This is a genomic window from Wolbachia endosymbiont (group B) of Limnophora tigrina, assembly GCF_964263235.1.
Taxonomy (GTDB): domain Bacteria; phylum Pseudomonadota; class Alphaproteobacteria; order Rickettsiales; family Anaplasmataceae; genus Wolbachia.
Window position 1 is genome coordinate 765,560 of record NZ_OZ181655.1, and the last position, 16,819, is coordinate 782,378.

Annotated in this window: 13 protein-coding genes and 2 pseudogenes; 6 read left to right on the forward strand and 9 right to left on the reverse strand. The window is 34.3% G+C overall.

The window, feature by feature from the left end; all coding sequences use genetic code 11:
- Positions 1–62: 62 nt before the first annotated feature.
- From ACE38O_RS03885 to prfB, 3 genes are all read right to left on the reverse strand, one after another.
- On the reverse strand, positions 63–221 hold the full coding sequence (locus tag ACE38O_RS03885) for a hypothetical protein (protein WP_374698305.1): 159 nt from the start codon (positions 219–221) through the stop codon (positions 63–65).
- The gene (locus tag ACE38O_RS03890) at positions 221–1,360 is read right to left on the reverse strand and encodes an ankyrin repeat domain-containing protein (RefSeq protein ID WP_374698306.1); all 1,140 of its coding nucleotides are present in this window, start codon (positions 1,358–1,360) and stop codon (positions 221–223) included. The genes ACE38O_RS03885 and ACE38O_RS03890 overlap by 1 nt, the downstream gene beginning before the upstream one ends.
- Before the next feature lie 64 nt (positions 1,361–1,424).
- Positions 1,425–2,529 (reverse strand): peptide chain release factor 2 gene (prfB, locus tag ACE38O_RS03895; protein WP_374698307.1). Its coding sequence is split into 2 segments (ribosomal slippage): positions 1,425–2,453 and positions 2,455–2,529, totalling 1,104 coding nucleotides; the frame shifts between segments, so codons are not numbered across the junction.
- A gap of 154 nt (positions 2,530–2,683) precedes the next feature.
- Between prfB and mgtE the strand changes: the two genes are divergently transcribed.
- Complete coding sequence (mgtE, locus tag ACE38O_RS03900; protein WP_374698308.1) at positions 2,684–4,054, forward strand: magnesium transporter; 1,371 nt, start codon at positions 2,684–2,686, stop codon at positions 4,052–4,054.
- Positions 4,055–4,073: 19 nt separating this feature from the next.
- Here the strand turns inward: mgtE and ACE38O_RS03905 are convergent, their stop codons facing one another.
- Positions 4,074–5,525: a TrkH family potassium uptake protein gene (locus ACE38O_RS03905; RefSeq protein WP_374698309.1), complete on the reverse strand. Its 1,452-nt coding sequence runs from the start codon at positions 5,523–5,525 to the stop codon at positions 4,074–4,076.
- Between the two features lie 141 nt (positions 5,526–5,666).
- Here ACE38O_RS03905 and ACE38O_RS03910 point away from each other — a divergent pair, with 141 nt between their 5' ends.
- Entirely contained in the window at positions 5,667–6,587 is a 921-nt protein-coding gene (locus tag ACE38O_RS03910; RefSeq protein WP_374698310.1) for a hypothetical protein, read from the forward strand.
- 159 nt (positions 6,588–6,746) lie between these two features.
- On the opposite strand, the gene ACE38O_RS03915 is transcribed toward ACE38O_RS03910, so the two are convergent.
- Positions 6,747–7,763, reverse strand: a complete 1,017-nt coding sequence (locus ACE38O_RS03915) for a substrate-binding domain-containing protein (RefSeq protein ID WP_374698311.1) — start codon at positions 7,761–7,763, stop codon at positions 6,747–6,749.
- Positions 7,764–7,878: 115 nt separating this feature from the next.
- On the opposite strand from ACE38O_RS03915, the gene ACE38O_RS03920 reads away from it, so the two are divergent.
- Positions 7,879–8,142: a hypothetical protein gene (locus tag ACE38O_RS03920; RefSeq protein WP_374698312.1), complete on the forward strand. Its 264-nt coding sequence runs from the start codon at positions 7,879–7,881 to the stop codon at positions 8,140–8,142.
- 89 nt (positions 8,143–8,231) lie between these two features.
- The gene (gene dcd, locus ACE38O_RS03925; RefSeq protein WP_064125494.1) at positions 8,232–8,789 is read left to right on the forward strand and encodes a dCTP deaminase; all 558 of its coding nucleotides are present in this window, start codon (positions 8,232–8,234) and stop codon (positions 8,787–8,789) included.
- A 1-nt stretch (position 8,790) separates the two neighbouring features.
- Here the strand turns inward: dcd and ACE38O_RS03930 are convergent, their stop codons facing one another.
- Positions 8,791–10,221, reverse strand: coding sequence for a hypothetical protein (locus ACE38O_RS03930; protein ID WP_374698313.1), 1,431 nt, complete (start codon positions 10,219–10,221; stop codon positions 8,791–8,793).
- Positions 10,222–10,660: 439 nt separating this feature from the next.
- On the opposite strand from ACE38O_RS03930, the gene ACE38O_RS03935 reads away from it, so the two are divergent.
- Entirely contained in the window at positions 10,661–12,541 is a 1,881-nt protein-coding gene (locus tag ACE38O_RS03935; protein ID WP_374698314.1) for a glycoside hydrolase TIM-barrel-like domain-containing protein, read from the forward strand.
- 65 nt (positions 12,542–12,606) lie between these two features.
- A pseudogene (locus ACE38O_RS03940) lies at positions 12,607–13,695 on the forward strand (IS481 family transposase).
- A 48-nt stretch (positions 13,696–13,743) separates the two neighbouring features.
- Here ACE38O_RS03940 and ACE38O_RS03945 read toward each other — a convergent pair.
- From ACE38O_RS03945 to ACE38O_RS03955, 3 genes and pseudogenes are all read right to left on the reverse strand, one after another.
- The gene (locus ACE38O_RS03945; RefSeq protein WP_374698315.1) at positions 13,744–14,430 is read right to left on the reverse strand and encodes a TerC family protein; all 687 of its coding nucleotides are present in this window, start codon (positions 14,428–14,430) and stop codon (positions 13,744–13,746) included.
- A 208-nt stretch (positions 14,431–14,638) separates the two neighbouring features.
- Positions 14,639–15,727, reverse strand: a pseudogene (locus ACE38O_RS03950) (IS481 family transposase).
- A gap of 61 nt (positions 15,728–15,788) precedes the next feature.
- On the reverse strand, positions 15,789–16,637 hold the full coding sequence (locus tag ACE38O_RS03955) for a hypothetical protein (RefSeq protein WP_374698316.1): 849 nt from the start codon (positions 16,635–16,637) through the stop codon (positions 15,789–15,791).
- Positions 16,638–16,819 lie beyond the last annotated feature (182 nt).

Below are 16,819 nucleotides of genomic sequence, written 5' to 3' on the forward strand. Positions count from 1 at the left end.
TAATAATTATACACACAACTATTCAATCATATTTTAAGCTTAACTTGATACTATAAACTGTGTCAAGCTGCCGCCTTGCCACCTCCTAGCACATTCCCATTTACGTTTTGCGCTTCTTTCGTTTCGTCCATTTTAGTACTAGGTTTTAATATGCTATATGTAATACCACCAACTGCTAGTGCCGCTGCTGTAACTATAGCTGCTGCTATCATCATAGACATCAATTCAACTGCAACTGTCCCGGTTGCAAAAGTGCCACTGCTATAGCAGTACTGAGTGCCGCAGTTGCACAGCCGGCAATAATACCGCTTTTAATCGCCTTCTTTTCTAAAAATTGCTTTATATATCCGCTTTTATCAAGATCCATTGGAGTTTTACCATCCTTATTTTTCAATAAAGGATCTGCACCTTTCGCCATTAGAATATCTATTGCCTCTTTATGGCCGTTTTCAGCAGCATAGTGCAAAGGAGTACATCCATTTTCATCTATGGCATTAACACTTATACCTTCTGCTATTAGCACACTTACTATTCCTACATTTCCATATTGAGCAGCTGAATGTAGAAGAGTAAGTCCATCTTTATCTGTTTCATTAACACTTATTTTTTTTATTTTTAGTAAAGTCTTAACTATTTCCGTGTTTCCCCATTTAACAACTGAATGTGAGAGAGTACTTCCATTTTTATCTAATATATTAATATCTATATCTTCTCTCTTTAATAGAGAATTTATTATCTCTATATTTTTGTATATAATAGCCCACTTTAAAGGAGTATCTCCAAATCCATCTATTGTATTAACATTTAAATTTTGTATCTTCAATAGAAAATTTACTACCTGTACATTGCTCTGCTTAACGGCCCAATGTAAAGGAACCCCCTCATTTTCACCTGCATTAACATTTATATCTTTTCTTTTTAATAGGAGGGTTACTATTTTTGCCTCATTGTTCTCGCAAGCCAAATCTAAAGGGGTATACCCAGCTTCATTTATTGCATTAACATCTATATCTTCTCTTTTCAATAGAAGACTTACTACTCCTATTTGACCATTTGCACAAGCCAAATGCAAAGGAGTATATCCATTATATTCGTTTACTGCATCAACATTTATACCTTCTATTCCTAATAGAACATTTACCAATACTAAACAGTCATTTTCAACAGCTAAATATAACAGTGTTTCGTCAAAAACAGTAAATTTATGATTTACGTTAAAATTATCTTGTTTCCACTCTTCGTATTCAGGATATGATTGCAACCTCTCCTGTATTTTTGTAATTATATTATTTTTATAATAATCTGCGTAAGCATTTACATCAGTTAATACTTTTCTCCACTCATCATTGCTCATTGTCATAACTTTACTCCTACTTTAACAATATTTTAATTATCATATATTGTGACAAGAAAGTCAACCCTACCTAATTTTGATTAGTAAGTACACTAACTATGAAACAATCTATATTACCATCAAAAACAGAATTTATATTACCCACTTCATGTCCGGTTCTTAAATCCTTCACCATTTGATATGGATGCATAACGTACGATCTGATCTGATTGCCCCAGCCTATATCGCATTTTTTACCATATTCTTCAGCCATCTTTTGTTCTTTCTTTTCCAGTTCAATTTGGTATAAACGTCCTTTAAGTAATTTTAACGCCTCATCTTTATTTCTGTGTTGAGAACGACCATTTTGGCATTGAACTACAACACCAGTTGGAATATGCGTAATGCGTACCGCACTTTCAGTCTTGTTCACGTGCTGACCGCCTGCTCCGGAAGCACGGTAGGTGTCGATCTTTAGATCCTTTTCATCCACAGCAATATCAATTGAATCTTCTATCACTGGAGTTACTCCTACACTTGCAAAACTGGTATGACGTTTACCATTTGCATCAAATGGCGATATTCTAACCAGCCTGTGAATTCCACTTTCACTTTTTGCCCACCCATAAGCTTTTTCTCCAACGATTTTTATCATTGCAGACTTTATACCAACCGACTCTCCTTCTAATTTTTCTACAACTTCAACTTTAAAGTTGTGATAAATTTCTGCCCACCTTACATACATGCGCATCAGCATTTCAGCCCAATCATTGCTCTCTGTTCCACCAGCTCCTGAGTGGATTTCTAAAAAGCAGTTATTATTATCTGCTTCACCAGTAAATAAGGACTCTGTTTCTTTACACTTGATTAATTTCTCTAGCTTAGCTAATTCATTTTCAACTTCAGAGAAAAATTCTTCATCATTCTCATCAATAGCGGATTTCATTAAATCGATAGCGTTGCTGTAGTCGCTTTCCAGCTTTAAAAACGACTCTACGTCATTCTTAATTTTAGAACGTTCTTTTAAAATTTCTTGTGCCTTTTGATTGTCTTGCCACAGATTATCATTCGACGCTTGGGAGTCCAGCTCTTCAAGACGCAACTTTAATTTTTCTATGTCAAAGACACCTCCTGATAAGAGAAATACTTTTATTTAAGCCTTGAAAGTATTCGAAAATTTCTGAATAAGTTTTCATTATACTTTAGATTTTAATATATTTACTATTACTAACAATAACAGCAAACAAAATAGAAATTTAACCATATGATAGTTAATTCAAAATAATTTCATTATACTTTAATGTTTAAGGAAATCAAGTGTGTATATTTATTAAAAAATAAGGTAAAGTAATGAATATTAAAATAAGTTCTCATTATGGTTTAGACAAAAAGGCTATTGATGACTTAATAGAGTCACTTGATAACGAGGAGCTAGAAAATGTTCGTAATATTGTAAAAACGATAGATAGCGTTCAGTTAGCTTATTTTTTATCTACTTCAATCAATGATCACAGGGAGAAATTAGTTAATATCCTCGATCAACATTTGTTAAGTGATGCTCTAGTGCATGTAGTGCCAGATTTACAAAGAGAGATCATAGAAACATTGGGAATAGAAAATACAGCAAAGTTACTAATGCTCCTTGATGTAGAAGATATAGTAACCATAGTGAAAGATTTGGATAGAAAGTCTATAGAAAACATACTTAACTACTTACCCAATGCAACTCAAAAATTAGTAGAGGAATTGTTATCATACCCAGAAGAAAGTGCAGGAAGGTTGATACATAAAAATATGGTTATAGCTCCATATTATTGGACGATAAATCAGCTAATGGAATTCTTGCGCAACTATAAAAAAATACCAGAAAGATTTCACCAGATATTCATTATCAACTCAAAATTAGAGCCTATAGGCAGTGTTAATTTAAATAAGGTAATATCTCACTCAGGAGACACAATAATAAAAGAGATAATGGATCATGACATAAAAATCATTAAAACTGGAGTAGATCAAGAGGAAGTAGCAAGAATATTTAAAGATTACTCTCTATTATCGGCTCCGGTAGTAAATAAGAATGGTAAAATTATTGGTGTGATCTTAATTGAAGATGTGATAAAAGTTGTTCAACAAGAAACAGAAGAGGATGTACTCAAAATAAGCGGTGTATCTTCTAAAGCCGATATAAATGCCCCTATACATAAAACTATAATTAAAAGGCTACCTTGGTTACTGTTTAACCTCTTAGCTGCAACAATGTGTTCCATAGTAGTTGGCTTTTTCGATGATGTAATAAAAAGTTTTATAGTACTGCCAATAATCATGCCGATAATTGCATCAATGAGCGGAAATGCAGGATCCCAAACAGTAACGCTAACCATCCGGGCAATCGCAACAAAATATCTAACTGAGCAAAATGCAAAAAGAGTACTGATGAAAGAATTTTTAATAGGTCTTATAAACGGGGTGATTTTATCTACCATTTCACTCGTAGTATTAGCAATAAGATTTCACAATTTCAAAGTGGAGATGATTTTTGTGGTCTCCATGATTATGATGTCAATTATTGCAACGTTCATCGGAACTTTCATTCCTATAATGCTTCACCGTTTAAAGTCTGACCCTGCAGTTTCTTCTTCAATCCTAACATCGGCAACAACTGATATTCTCTCAGCTCTTATATTTCTTGGTTTAGCTACGATCTTTTTATTAAACAGTTGACAATATCAAGTTTCACCAACTATTTCTTTCTATTAAATAAGAATAAATTTCCTATACAAAAATAGATTGGCAATATTTCAAGTCTACCAAGCAGCATTAAAAACGACAAAAATAATTTTACTTCATTACTGAAAGAAGAATAGTTACCTGAAGGGCCTATTAAATTACTAAATCCCGGGCCAGAATTTGTAAGCGTTGCAGAGACTGAGCTGACACTAGTTATAAAGTCCGCATTGCTTAAGTAAGACATCACTACTGATGAAATGGTAAACGTTAACATGAAAATTGCAAAAAATATAAAGACAGAATGAACTTCATTATTCTCCAGGGTTTTTCCATTGAATTTTACTCTATTGTCTGCATCAGGGTTTAATAAAAGGTAAAAGTAATTTCTTATAGACCTTAAAAGAACAATCAAGCGGAAGATTTTGACACCACCACTTGAAGAACCACTACATCCACCAACAAAGGTTAGAAAAAAAGCTAAGACTGAAATGAAGCTCCAATCTATATGATTACAGATTGCATAACCAGTTGACGTAATTAAGGAGGTGATGGTAAATGTGCTGCATCTAAATGATAATGATACTCCTAAATCAACATTTTTATACAACCAAAAACAAGCAAATAAAGATGAAACAATAGCTATCTTAACAAAGTAAGAGACCTGTTCATCATAGCAAATGTCTAACCGTCTTATGATTTTTAAATAGCTAAGAAAAGGCAGAGAACCCAAAATCATAAAAACGATCGTTATGACTTCTAACATAGGGTCATTATAGTGCCCTATAGAATCATTATAGTTAGCAAATCCACCAGTTGATACAGCGGACATTCCGTGACATATTGCGTCAAATAGTGGCATACCAGCCAGATAATAGGAAAATATACATAACAAAATTAGGCCATAATATATTGCTGTAATATGAATTACTACGCTTCGCGTGTTCGGCAACTTCCTTTTTGTAGCATCTGAATATTCAGAATAAAGTAAATTATTTAGGCTGAGAATCTTAAACATAGGAAAAACTGCAATTCCTAAAGTGATTACACCAAAACCCCCTATGCCATGTAGCATTGCTCTCCATAGCAGTATTCCTGGAGATTGTTTTTCAATATCATTAAATATAGTTGCCCCTGTGGTTGTGATGCCAGATATCGTTTCAAATAATGCATCAACATAGCTCAGATTATCAAAATAGAAAGGAGTAGCTGCAAACAAAGACAAGGCAATCCAGGTGCAACTAGTAATTGCAAAAATTGCCGGCATGCCATTTAATTTACCGAGTAAAATAAAAATTACGCCAGATGTGCAGGTAATTATGAATCCAGCGAGAAAATTTTTCCATTCGTAGCTGAGATACTTATTGGTAATAGCAGGAATAAGCATTGCTAAGCTAAACAGCAATAGGAATATTCCCACAATAAATGCAATTGAACGTAAAGTTTGTAAACGTTGATGACTTTTCATAGAGTTATTTCCTCGCTATACAAAGCCATAAAAGCTACTCTAACGTCAAGCACTTTGTTGGCCTTTATTAACAGTGATTAACAATATACTTGATTTACTTGTAAATATGTATGATAATTAAATTTTTATTAGAGGTAAGATATGGTTGAATTAACTGATATACAAAAAAAAATTCGAGCTTCATTAATTATAGCAATTAGCAATAACTACCCTCAAAAGGTCCAGGGCATATTCGACAATAATGAATGTGATAATATACAAGCAGTTTTGAACCACGAGGGGATTGGGGCTGGTTACAAAGATAATTTTTTAGATTTTGCTATTATTGGTCTTGACGCTGGAGTTAAAGCTCAAGGAGAAATTGGAGAAAACGTAGAGATCATTAAACAAATTTGGAAAGTTGCTAATCAGAAAACTCGTGATTTTGTGTGTTGTCGTGCAATAGAGAGTTTTCGAGGATTTGGCCTTTATAACATACCTGCTCTTAAAACAGTTATTCAAGAAATAGAAGAGCACAAGAGGGTAATGGATCTTGATATGGCACTAAGGCGTGCAATAAGAAGTCTTAATGTTGATCAAGTTAAAACAGCACTAGAGAATTGCGGTGAAGATGTAGAAAGTGTTTTGACGCGAAATGTATATTGGAGTGATGCTACTGATATTGATTGCTTGTTAATTTATCCTCTGATGGTTGACTATGAAAGAAATCTTGGCAAAGAAGAATTTGAAAAGATAAAAGAGATCACTAAACTTCTTTGGGATAAAGCTTCCCCTGATGTTCGTAACTTCTGGCTTGAAGACCACATGGTTAATAGAGAAGGTCAAAATACAGAAGATAACTATATAATAGGTTCTCTTGAAAAGCAACAAAAAAAGTATGCTAATATAGCTGGTGAGGGATGGCTTGAAGACTTTATTCAAGAAGTTAAGGGTTATAAAAAGGACAGAGAAATAAAGCTTAATGAACACAAAGGGAAGATTGCTCTAAGCGTTGTTGGACTATGCGCAGCTGGTGCTATTGCAGCCTATGTGCTAGCGTATCCTGCAGTTGCACTGGCTTAGCAGTTTTGGCAGCAGTTATATTAATGGGTGCTGGTATTGCTAAGGTTTTAGAAGATCAAAGTGTAGAAAAACAGTTTACACCACAACAAGGAGTATAACGTTAATAATGTCATCCCAGCGCGCTGCGCTGGGACAAAGAATATAAAAGAAGTGTTGCCGTCACGTTATATCATAAACTTTTGCTGAAGCTTTCTTTATATCTTCACTTGAAAGTGGAATTAGACCAAGCCTAGATAGATACCCATCTTCAATGCCGATCGAATCTATAATTTCTTTTATGAATTCTCTTAATCCATCAACAGTATCCAGGTGTTCTTTCTTTATGTAAAGGTATAGAGGTCTTGCTAATATATATTTTCCCGATGATATATTTTCGTAAGTTGGCTCAATTCCTGCAATTGTGCTCCCTTGTATTTTATCTTGATTCCTCATTAAAAAGCTAAAACTAAATATCCCTAAGGCATTCTTGTTACTTTTCAATTTTTGTATTATTATGTTTTCATTAATTCCAACTTCTATATACCTTCCGTCATCCCTTATATTACCACATGCTTTCTTTCTTTCTTCCTGATCTTTATAATTCTCTTTAAAAATTCTCGAGTTCATACATGAGTATTGATCAAGCATAATAGAATTAACCAAAGTTTCGTATGTGCCTGTATTTTGATGTGGACCATAAATTTCAATTTCTGTTTTTGGTAAGGCTTGATTTACATCAGACCAAAACTTCTTATTATTTTTTACTAATTTATCATTTTCTTGAGAATATGCAGATAAAGTTTCAAATAAGTCCTTCTTTGTGAAATCAAATCTATGGCTTTGATTTGAATTTGCAATGACAATTCCATCATAGCCAATGATGATCTCTATCACTTCATTAATTTTATTCCTTTTACATAGTTCTCTTTCTACTTCCTTCATAGGGCGAGATGAAGTGGTGATGTCTGGCGTGTCTTCCCCTATTCCTGAGCAAAACATTTTAAACCCTGATCCACTTCCTATCGATTCCACAACTGGAGTCTTAAAAGAGAATACACGATTGAACTCCTCGGCTACAAATGAGATAAAAGGAAAAACGGTTGAAGATCCAACAATTCTGATGTATTTCCTGGCATCAGCATTTGACAGCGGCGTGAATAATACGAATACAAAAATCAGGAGAAAGTTTCTAAGCATTATTTTTAGTTAAGAACATAAATCTAATTATTGTAACAAAAGATCAAACTGAAAAGCTTTAATTTTCTCTTGTGATTGACCTATAGCTAATCCAATTGACCGCTATTTCAATTGCATGAACATTGTAACAATGGTGTCTGCAAGCAGCTTACTGTACGAACATTGTGATTTGAGAGCAATTTTCACTAGGAGGATGTCATCCCAGTGCCCAGACACTGGGATCCAGTTCTTATTACCTGGTGTAAAGTTAAGTTTTCTGGATTCCAGTGTCAAGCACTGGAATGACATCGTTTACCATGTGACGAAGTACAATTTGTTAGTTAATAATCCATTGTCATCCCAGCGCCATGCGCATAACTGTACGAACATTGTGATTTGATACAAGCTACTTGCATGACAAAAGCTACAGTTTACATTTAAATTTTATTTTATATTATTGTAAGTATTACACAACTTTAAGGGGCAATTATGGCAGTTATGCCAGATAAATGGATAAGAGAAAAAGCTGAAAATTTTGGAATGATAGAGCCTTTTGTGGATCACAAAAGCAGCAAAGGTGTTATATCTTTCGGACTATCGTCTTATGGGTATGATGCAAGAGTGGATAATAAATTTAAAATTTTTACTAACGTTAATTCAGCCATCGTGGACCCTAAAAATTTCTCTGAGAATAGTTTTATAGATAAAGAAACAGACGTATGCATAATTCCACCAAATAGCTTTGTGCTTGCAAGCACAGTGGAATATTTTCGTATACCAAGAAATGTACTGGTCATTTGTGTTGGTAAATCAACTTACGCAAGGTGTGGAATTATAGTAAACGTTACTCCCTTAGAACCTGGATGGGAAGGTCATGTCACACTCGAATTCTCAAACACCACTCCACTTCCCGCGAAAATTTATGCTAATGAAGGCGCATGCCAATTCGTATTTTTAAGCGGCGAAAGTGAGTGTGAGAAATCATATGATGATATGAAAGGAAAATATATGAATCAGCATGGTATCACTTTGCCGCTGGTAAAGTGATTTACTGCGTATTATTTAACACTCCCATTTCGAATGCATCTTTAACTTCTATTTGATATTTTTTTCGCATTTCTTTTTTCTGATCATAGTCTGTAGATGTATTTGTTAAATTGGAGGATGGTAACTCCGCGTATTTAAGATTTTCTATAATACCTTTTATATCATTTGGTATTCCCGGAAATTCTTCATCTAATCTCTTTTTAACCTCTTGCTTTACTTCTTCTAAAAATTCAACGTAAATTTTGTTGACATCACTAGCTTTTTCATCATCGCCCCAATACTCTCTTATAACTTCTTTATTGCTTTCAGATTGTTTTTTGAAAAGCTCATTAACTATTACTGGAGCTTTATATACTGCTGCCTGTTTAGTTCTATCACTACCTAAAGGTGTTGCAACAAGGGGGTGTGAATAATCTAATGTTTCTATAATTTTATTGAAACTACCAACAAAACATGCCTCCTGATTACCATTGTAGGTTGTTTGAATATCGAGTAAATGTCTTATTAACGTAGCTTTTCTTTCTTCATCACTTATAATCGAGCTATCTTCAAGGGCCGTCATTATTAAATTAATGGCTTGCCTTAGTGTCAAGTTATAACGCGTGTCGTTGTTCTGCCTTATACGTTCTAAACATTTAATAACTAACCTTCTCTTTTCTTCCTTAATTTCATCGATAATTTCTCTACTAGAAAAATCTACTCCATATACTCTTAAAGAAGAATTACTACTTTTTGCTTCTTCTATTGCTTCAACCAAAACTTTTGTAAATTCTGTTGAATTAGACTGGTTTAATCTCTCTTGTATTCCTTGATTTTGCATGATTTTCTCAGCAATCTCCTTAGAAGCTACATCAATAGGAAAATCTTTTGTTTCTTTAACATATGTTAAAAGAGCTTCATCAAAGCTTTCAGAAGGTGTGCCATACTTTGCAATTAAATTATCAATAGCTGACTTAATATGTTCATTAACTTGTGTGTCATGAGTGCTTTGACCTCCAGCCAATACATGAAGATTGCGAACCATTAGTTGCCAGGTCTCACGAACAATATTTATTAACTCTCTTATTTCTGAGTAATTTACAAGAGCAAAACACAATAATAATGGAGAAATAAGAATGATAAATAATAAGACTGGTAAAAGAACTATAATATTAAAAATCGTATTTATCACTTTTTTTACTACAGCTAACAGCCTTGGATCTGCCCCATTAGGCTGTAATCTTAATAAGGAAGATATTAGCCCTAAAACGATTGCTATAGGTAGTATGATAAAAAGTGCTGTACATGAAAAAGCAAGGATAATAAAATAATATGTTGTTTTATTGAACGTACGTTTTATTTTGTTTGGGTGATTTACAATATTATCTGCTCTTCTACCCACTTCATGGAGTCTATTTTCTAATTCCGCTTCAATATTCCGATTACCAAACATATTTTCCTCACTTGAATCCGTATATATTAACATTAGATAATTTACAGCATAAAGTCAAGGATCTTATTTAGCGTAGCAAAAATTTACTTCCGCACTTTTTCATTGTTGCTTACAATGATTATAGCTACATCATGTGCTTTTCTTGATTAAAAACTTCAACTATTCATTGTAAGCTGTTGAATTTCTTATCATAGCATCTGTCATCCCAGGGCTCCGACACTGGGATCTAGCAAGCTTTGCTTGCAAATAAGTCTAATACGCGTCGCGTTTTATGCCAAAACACAATTGGAGTTACATGCAAAATAGATCCAAGTGTCACGCTACTTGGATGACAAAGGAGGAAGCACTGGAATGACAAGGTTATAGGTGTCATCCAAGTAGCGTGACACTTGGATCTTTCTCAACAATTTCAAAAAAATCTATCAAAAGGAGGATTATCATGTCCACAATAATTTTATCATCAATTTTTGGTCAAGCAGGCAGCATTTTTGGTCCAATTGGCCAGATTATCGGCTCAGAACTCGGTGCTCTTCTTGGTGCTCAGCTTGATGGTGCGATGTTTAGCCTTGATGCTGAGCAGAAAGTAACGCATGGTGCGAGACTAAAAAATCTGCAAGTTCAAACCTCAACCTATGGAAGGACGATACCAATTATCTATGGCACTGCTCGCATTGCAGGGAACATTATTTGGTCACAGCCAATAAAAGAAGAGGCGATAACCACCAAAAGCAAAATTGGAAGAGGTATGAATGTTGAGTATAATTACTATGCAACGCTTGCAATTGCGATCTGCAAGGGGAAAGTAGAAAAATTAAACAGAATCTGGGCAGATACAACATCACTTAGCTTTGATGAAATAGATTATACTTTTTACCGCGGTACAGAAGACCAAAATCCTGATCCATTTATGTCGTCAATCGAAGGTATGCCGGCTTATAGGGGAATATCTTACATAGTCATCAAGAATTTTCCTTTAGCAGACTATAATAATCGTGTTCCGGTATTTACATTTGAAGTGCGGACTGCATTAAAGTCAAATGAATTTTTAGTAGCGAAAAATATTCAGAATATCAATATAATACCAGGCTCAGGAGAGTTTGTATATGATACAAAAATACAGAAGAAAATCGCGCAAGAGAAAATAAGCAGCAACCAATATATCCCATATGGGCTGGCACAAAGGGTAAATCATAACAACCACACTAAAAAGAGCGATGCAGTGCTTTCTTTGGATCAATTAAAGGGAGATTTACCAAATGTTGAGTGGGTATCGGTAGTAGTCAATTGGTTTGTGAATGATCTGAACATTAAAGATTGTAAAATATACCCTGCAGTTGAATTTCAAGATGATTCCGCAGTCTTGCCTGATGATTGGCAAGTAGGAAGTAGTACCAGAGATGATGCTCAGCTAATTTCAAAAGACGATAATGGAAACCCAAGATATGGTGGCACAGTTAGTGATTCAGCGCTAATAAGATATATAGAAGAGCTACACAGCAGAGGCTACAAGGTGATGCTCTATCCGATGCCCTTACTTGATACAAAGAACAAAGAGTGGCGAGGAAGATTGAGCGGGACCCCTGGGGATATAAGTAATTTTTTTAAGAATCAGTACAACAAATTTATAGAGCATTATGCAAGCATTGCCAAACAAACTAAAGTGGAAGGGTTTATCATCGGTTCTGAACTTGTGCAGCTTACCAAAATTAGAGATGAACAAGGTAATTACCCTGCAGTGGCAGAGCTAGTTAAGCTTGCAAAGCAGATAAAACTTGATCTTGGAAAAGAAGTAACAGTAACTTACGCTGCGGATTGGAGCGAATACCACTCATATGATGGTTGGTATAATATGGATGAACTGTGGTCTTCACAGTACATCGACGTTGTTGGCATAGATGCTTATTTTCCACTGACTGATGGGCCAGAACCTCCTTTTGGCTATTCTGCGGAAGATGTAATGGGTGGTTGGAGCAGTGGAGTGGGGTATGATTATTTCTATGATTACTCAAAGAGTGAACCTGAAAAAGTAAAGTATAACGACAGCAGGTATGCGTGGAAAAATATAGAGAAATGGTGGAGTGAAACTCACATAAACCCTGGTGGTAGTAAAACAAAATGGCAACCAAAAATGAAAAAAATATGGTTTACTGAATATGGATTTCCCAGTATGAACGGCTGCACTAATGAGCCAAATGTATTTGTTGATAAAGGCAGCATAGAGAGCAAATATCCACGATATTCAAACGGAGAGGTAAGCTTTCTTGCGCAGAGAACGGCAATCGAAGGAACGCTGAGAAAGTGGCAAAATTCGATGTATTAAATAGGACTTGATCTGACACTTAAAATAAGTAAGTTATAAAATAATAAAAGAAAGGAGTGTTAGAAATGAGTACAATACAAACAAAAATACTAAAACCAAAGCTAGGGTTATTAGAGCTAGCAAAACAACTAGGAAATGTATCTCAAGCATGCAAAGTGATGGGATACTCAAGAGATACATTTTATCGGTTTAAGGAGTTATATGAAAATGGAGGAGAGGAAGCATTACATGAAATAAGTAAGAAAAAACCGCTATTAGCGAACAGAGTTTCCGACGATATAGAAAGAGCAGTGATTGGTATAGCAACAGAATTTCCAGCATATGGGCAAGAAAGAGCTGCAAATGAACTGAGAAAAAGAGGTATAATAATTTCTCAGGGAGGAGTAAGGTCTGTATGGCTAAGAAATGACCTTGAAACTCTCAAAAAGAGACTTAAAGCGCTAGAGACAAAAGTAGCTTAAGAAGGAATCATTTTAACTGAAGAACAACTTACAGCTTTAGAAAAAGTTAAAGAACAAAGGGAAGCTCATGGTGAAATTGAGACACAACATCCAGGTTATTTGGGTTCTCAAGATACCTATTATGTGGGCAATATCAAAGGTATAGGGCTAATTTATCAGCAGACTTTTGTTGATACTTATTCGAGAGTTGCAATGGTTAAACTTTACACGGACAGAACAGCTATTACAGCTGCAGACCTCCTCAACGATAGAGTTATTCCATTTTTTGATGAGCAGAAAATTCCATTATTACGCATTCTAACTGATAGGGGTACAGAGTATTGTGGCAAGCCAGAAAATCACGCTTATCAGTTATATTTGGGAATCGAAAATATCGATCATTCTAGAACCAAAGCCAACTCTCCACAAACCAATGGCATATGTGAAAGATTTCATAGAACCATGCAAGATGAGTGTTACAATATTATCTTTAGAAAGAAAATCTACAATTCTTTGGAAGATCTACAGATCGATGTTGATTATTGGTTGCGTTCTTATAATGAGACAAGGCCTCACTCGGGTAAGTATTGCTATGGCAAAACACCTATGCAAACGTTTTTTGATAGTAAATATATTGCTTTTCAGAAAAACATTAGTAGCATTAAACAAGAGCCTGATATTAGTTTTGACTACCTCAATTCTTCTGTCAGTTAATTCTTGTCTGTCACATTAAATCTTGTCTTTTACAGCTATATCTACACACTACGTTTTCTTTATTTTGCTTATAACTTCCACAAACAGTGCAAACATAAATGAAGAATACAAATATCCTTTTGGTAATTCTATATGAAATCCATGAAGTATGAGGTACACACCGACAAGTAAAACAAATAAGATAGCAATTACTTTTAAACCTGGATTAGATTTGATTAACTGGGCGGTATAACTTGATAAAAACAGCATTGCTAGCATGGAAAATGTAAACGCTGTGGCAATTATTATCATGTTATAAGTTAGTGCTATAGCAGTTAATATCGAATCAACTGAAAAAACTAAATCTATTAATATAATTTGTAGCACAACTAAAAAAAATTTTGATTTAACGTTTGCTTTCTTTTTATTTTTCTTACATACAAAGATGTCATCTCGTAACTCCATAGAGCTTTTAACAATAAGGAATAATCCCCCTGCAATCATAAGTAAATCCCTTGCTGAAATATTTAGCGATGCAGTGTGAAATATAGGTTTTTGCATTGACAATATAGATGATGTAAAAAATAGTATTACAAAACGCATTAATAGCGCTAATCCAAGGCCCATAAGGCGCACTCTTTCTCTCAGCACATTTGGTACCTTATCTATTGCTAGAGAAATAAAGATTAAATTGTCTACACTAAGTATAGTTTCAAGTAGTGTAAGTGTCAGTAAAGTCCAAGCATCAGCTAGCATTTTTGTCCCAAATTCGGCTCTTCTTACTCTACAATAGATGTGTAAAAATTAAGTGACTTCACTCAGAAGTTTTATGGCAGTTCTCCAGAAAAACAAAAGGTAAGGGAGTTTTTTTAGGAGATACAATATAATTAAACATGAAATGAATAAAGATTATATAGAATATAGAATTAATGTAAAAGACAAGATTTAATGTGACAGACAAGAATTAACTGACAGAAGAATTGAGGTAGTCAAAACTAATATCAGGCTCTTGTTTAATGCTACTAATGTTTTTCTGAAAAGCAATATATTTACTATCAAAAAACGTTTGCATAGGTGTTTTGCCATAGCAATACTTACCCGAGTGAGGCCTTGTCTCATTATAAGAACGCAACCAATAATCAACATCAATCTGTAGATCTTCCAAAGAATTGTAGATTTTCTTTCTAAAGATAATATTGTAACACTCATCTTGCATGGTTCTATGAAATCTTTCACATATGCCATTGGTTTGTGGAGAGTTGGCTTTGGTTCTAGAATGATCGATATTTTCGATTCCCAAATATAACTGATAAGCGTGATTTTCTGGCTTGCCACAATACTCTGTACCCCTATCAGTTAGAATGCGTAATAATGGAATTTTCTGCTCATCAAAAAATGGAATAACTCTATCGTTGAGGAGGTCTGCAGCTGTAATAGCTGTTCTGTCCGTGTAAAGTTTAACCATTGCAACTCTCGAATAAGTATCAACAAAAGTCTGCTGATAAATTAGCCCTATACCTTTGATATTGCCCACATAATAGGTATCTTGAGAACCCAAATAACCTGGATGTTGTGTCTCAATTTCACCATGAGCTTCCCTTTGTTCTTTAACTTTTTCTAAAGCTGTAAGTTGTTCTTCAGTTAAAATGATTCCTTCTTAAGCTACTTTTGTCTCTAGCGCTTTAAGTCTCTTTTTGAGAGTTTCAAGGTCATTTCTTAGCCATACAGACCTTACTCCTCCCTGAGAAATTATTATACCTCTTTTTCTCAGTTCATTTGCAGCTCTTTCTTGCCCATATGCTGGAAATTCTGTTGCTATACCAATCACTACTCTTTCTATATCGTCGGAAACTCTGTTCGCTAATAGCGGTTTTTTCTTACTTATTTCATGTAATGCTTCCTCTCCTCCATTTTCATATAACTCCTTAAACCGATAAAATGTATCTCTTGAGTATCCCATCACTTTGCATGCTTGAGATACATTTCCTAGTTGTTTTGCTAGCTCTAATAACCCTAGCTTTGGTTTTAGTATTTTTGTTTGTATTGTACTCATTTCTAACACTCCTTTCTTTTATTATTTTATAACTTACTTATTTTAAGTGTCAGATCAAGTCCTATTTAATACATATTAGGTCAGGCTCTAGTTGAGCTATAAAGTTATTTTTTACTTCAAGACAACCAAGCGAATAAATAATACGATCGAACATTCCCAGATAACATAAACCAAGTCCATCCTGTAAATTCATTAGTAATAGTGAATTCACATCTGATTTTTGATTCTCAGCAGCAGCTAAAACTAAATTTGCAGCTTGCGTGAGAGTAAGGCTAGTTTTTGATTCTCTATAAGCTGCTCCATTGGAACCATTAAAGTTAAGATAAAGTTTTAATTGCTCTTTTTGTTGAGTTGTAAGCTCATCTGAATTATTTATGTAGTCTTCAAACTCTTTATTGAGTACATTTGGTTGAGCTCCAAATTTCTGTTTTAACTCTTGAGCGCATTGGAGAATACTATGTTCAAAACTACTCGTGTGAACACTCTGACTACTAGTGCCCACATCACTTACATTAAACAAAAAGCTTAGCTGCTTTACATTCAAACCCAAAGGTGAGAAGAGCCTTATCAATGGATACTTTATTAACTCAAGAAGTGCTACTGGAACTAGCAATGCATAATTTAACAATAATAAACCAAAATTAAATATAAGAAACCCACGTAGAGCTGATACCTTTGATGCAACGTACAAAAACGGAAGCTGTAGGTAATATATCAAGTGTATATTGAAGAATAAGATTTTGTCCTTTAATTTTATTGTTGGATCTTTATAAACCTCAAACAACATGCTATTGCTATCAATATTGTCGTTTTTAAAGGAATTATAGTTGTTTATGATTTTTGCTTGCAAAGGAAGGAGCATTTTATCCAGGCAAATAAGCGCAGCAATAACAATAAAACCTGTAGCCAAAAATGCTAGTAAAGGACTGGAAGTGCTCGTGAATAAATAGGTATAAAGATTACCAATTAAGTTTTTACAAGGACGAACTAAAATTGGCTCAAGAATATAATTAATAAGAAGGTTTAGATAATAAAGGAGAAAAAGTGAACATACAATAATACCACAAATAACTAGAAATCTTCTTAATCTCG

Coding starts and splice junctions, on each gene's coding strand:
- ACE38O_RS03885 (WP_374698305.1), bottom strand. CDS start 221: ATGTCTATGATGATAGCAGCAGCTATAGTTACAGCAGCGGCACTAGCA.
- ACE38O_RS03890 (WP_374698306.1), bottom strand. CDS start 1,360: ATGACAATGAGCAATGATGAGTGGAGAAAAGTATTAACTGATGTAAAT.
- mgtE (WP_374698308.1), top strand. CDS start 2,684: ATGAATATTAAAATAAGTTCTCATTATGGTTTAGACAAAAAGGCTATT.
- ACE38O_RS03905 (WP_374698309.1), bottom strand. CDS start 5,525: ATGAAAAGTCATCAACGTTTACAAACTTTACGTTCAATTGCATTTATT.
- ACE38O_RS03910 (WP_374698310.1), top strand. CDS start 5,667: ATGGTTGAATTAACTGATATACAAAAAAAAATTCGAGCTTCATTAATT.
- ACE38O_RS03915 (WP_374698311.1), bottom strand. CDS start 7,763: ATGCTTAGAAACTTTCTCCTGATTTTTGTATTCGTATTATTCACGCCG.
- ACE38O_RS03920 (WP_374698312.1), top strand. CDS start 7,879: ATGAACATTGTAACAATGGTGTCTGCAAGCAGCTTACTGTACGAACAT.
- dcd (WP_064125494.1), top strand. CDS start 8,232: ATGGCAGTTATGCCAGATAAATGGATAAGAGAAAAAGCTGAAAATTTT.
- ACE38O_RS03930 (WP_374698313.1), bottom strand. CDS start 10,221: ATGTTTGGTAATCGGAATATTGAAGCGGAATTAGAAAATAGACTCCAT.
- ACE38O_RS03935 (WP_374698314.1), top strand. CDS start 10,661: ATGTCCACAATAATTTTATCATCAATTTTTGGTCAAGCAGGCAGCATT.
- ACE38O_RS03945 (WP_374698315.1), bottom strand. CDS start 14,430: ATGCTAGCTGATGCTTGGACTTTACTGACACTTACACTACTTGAAACT.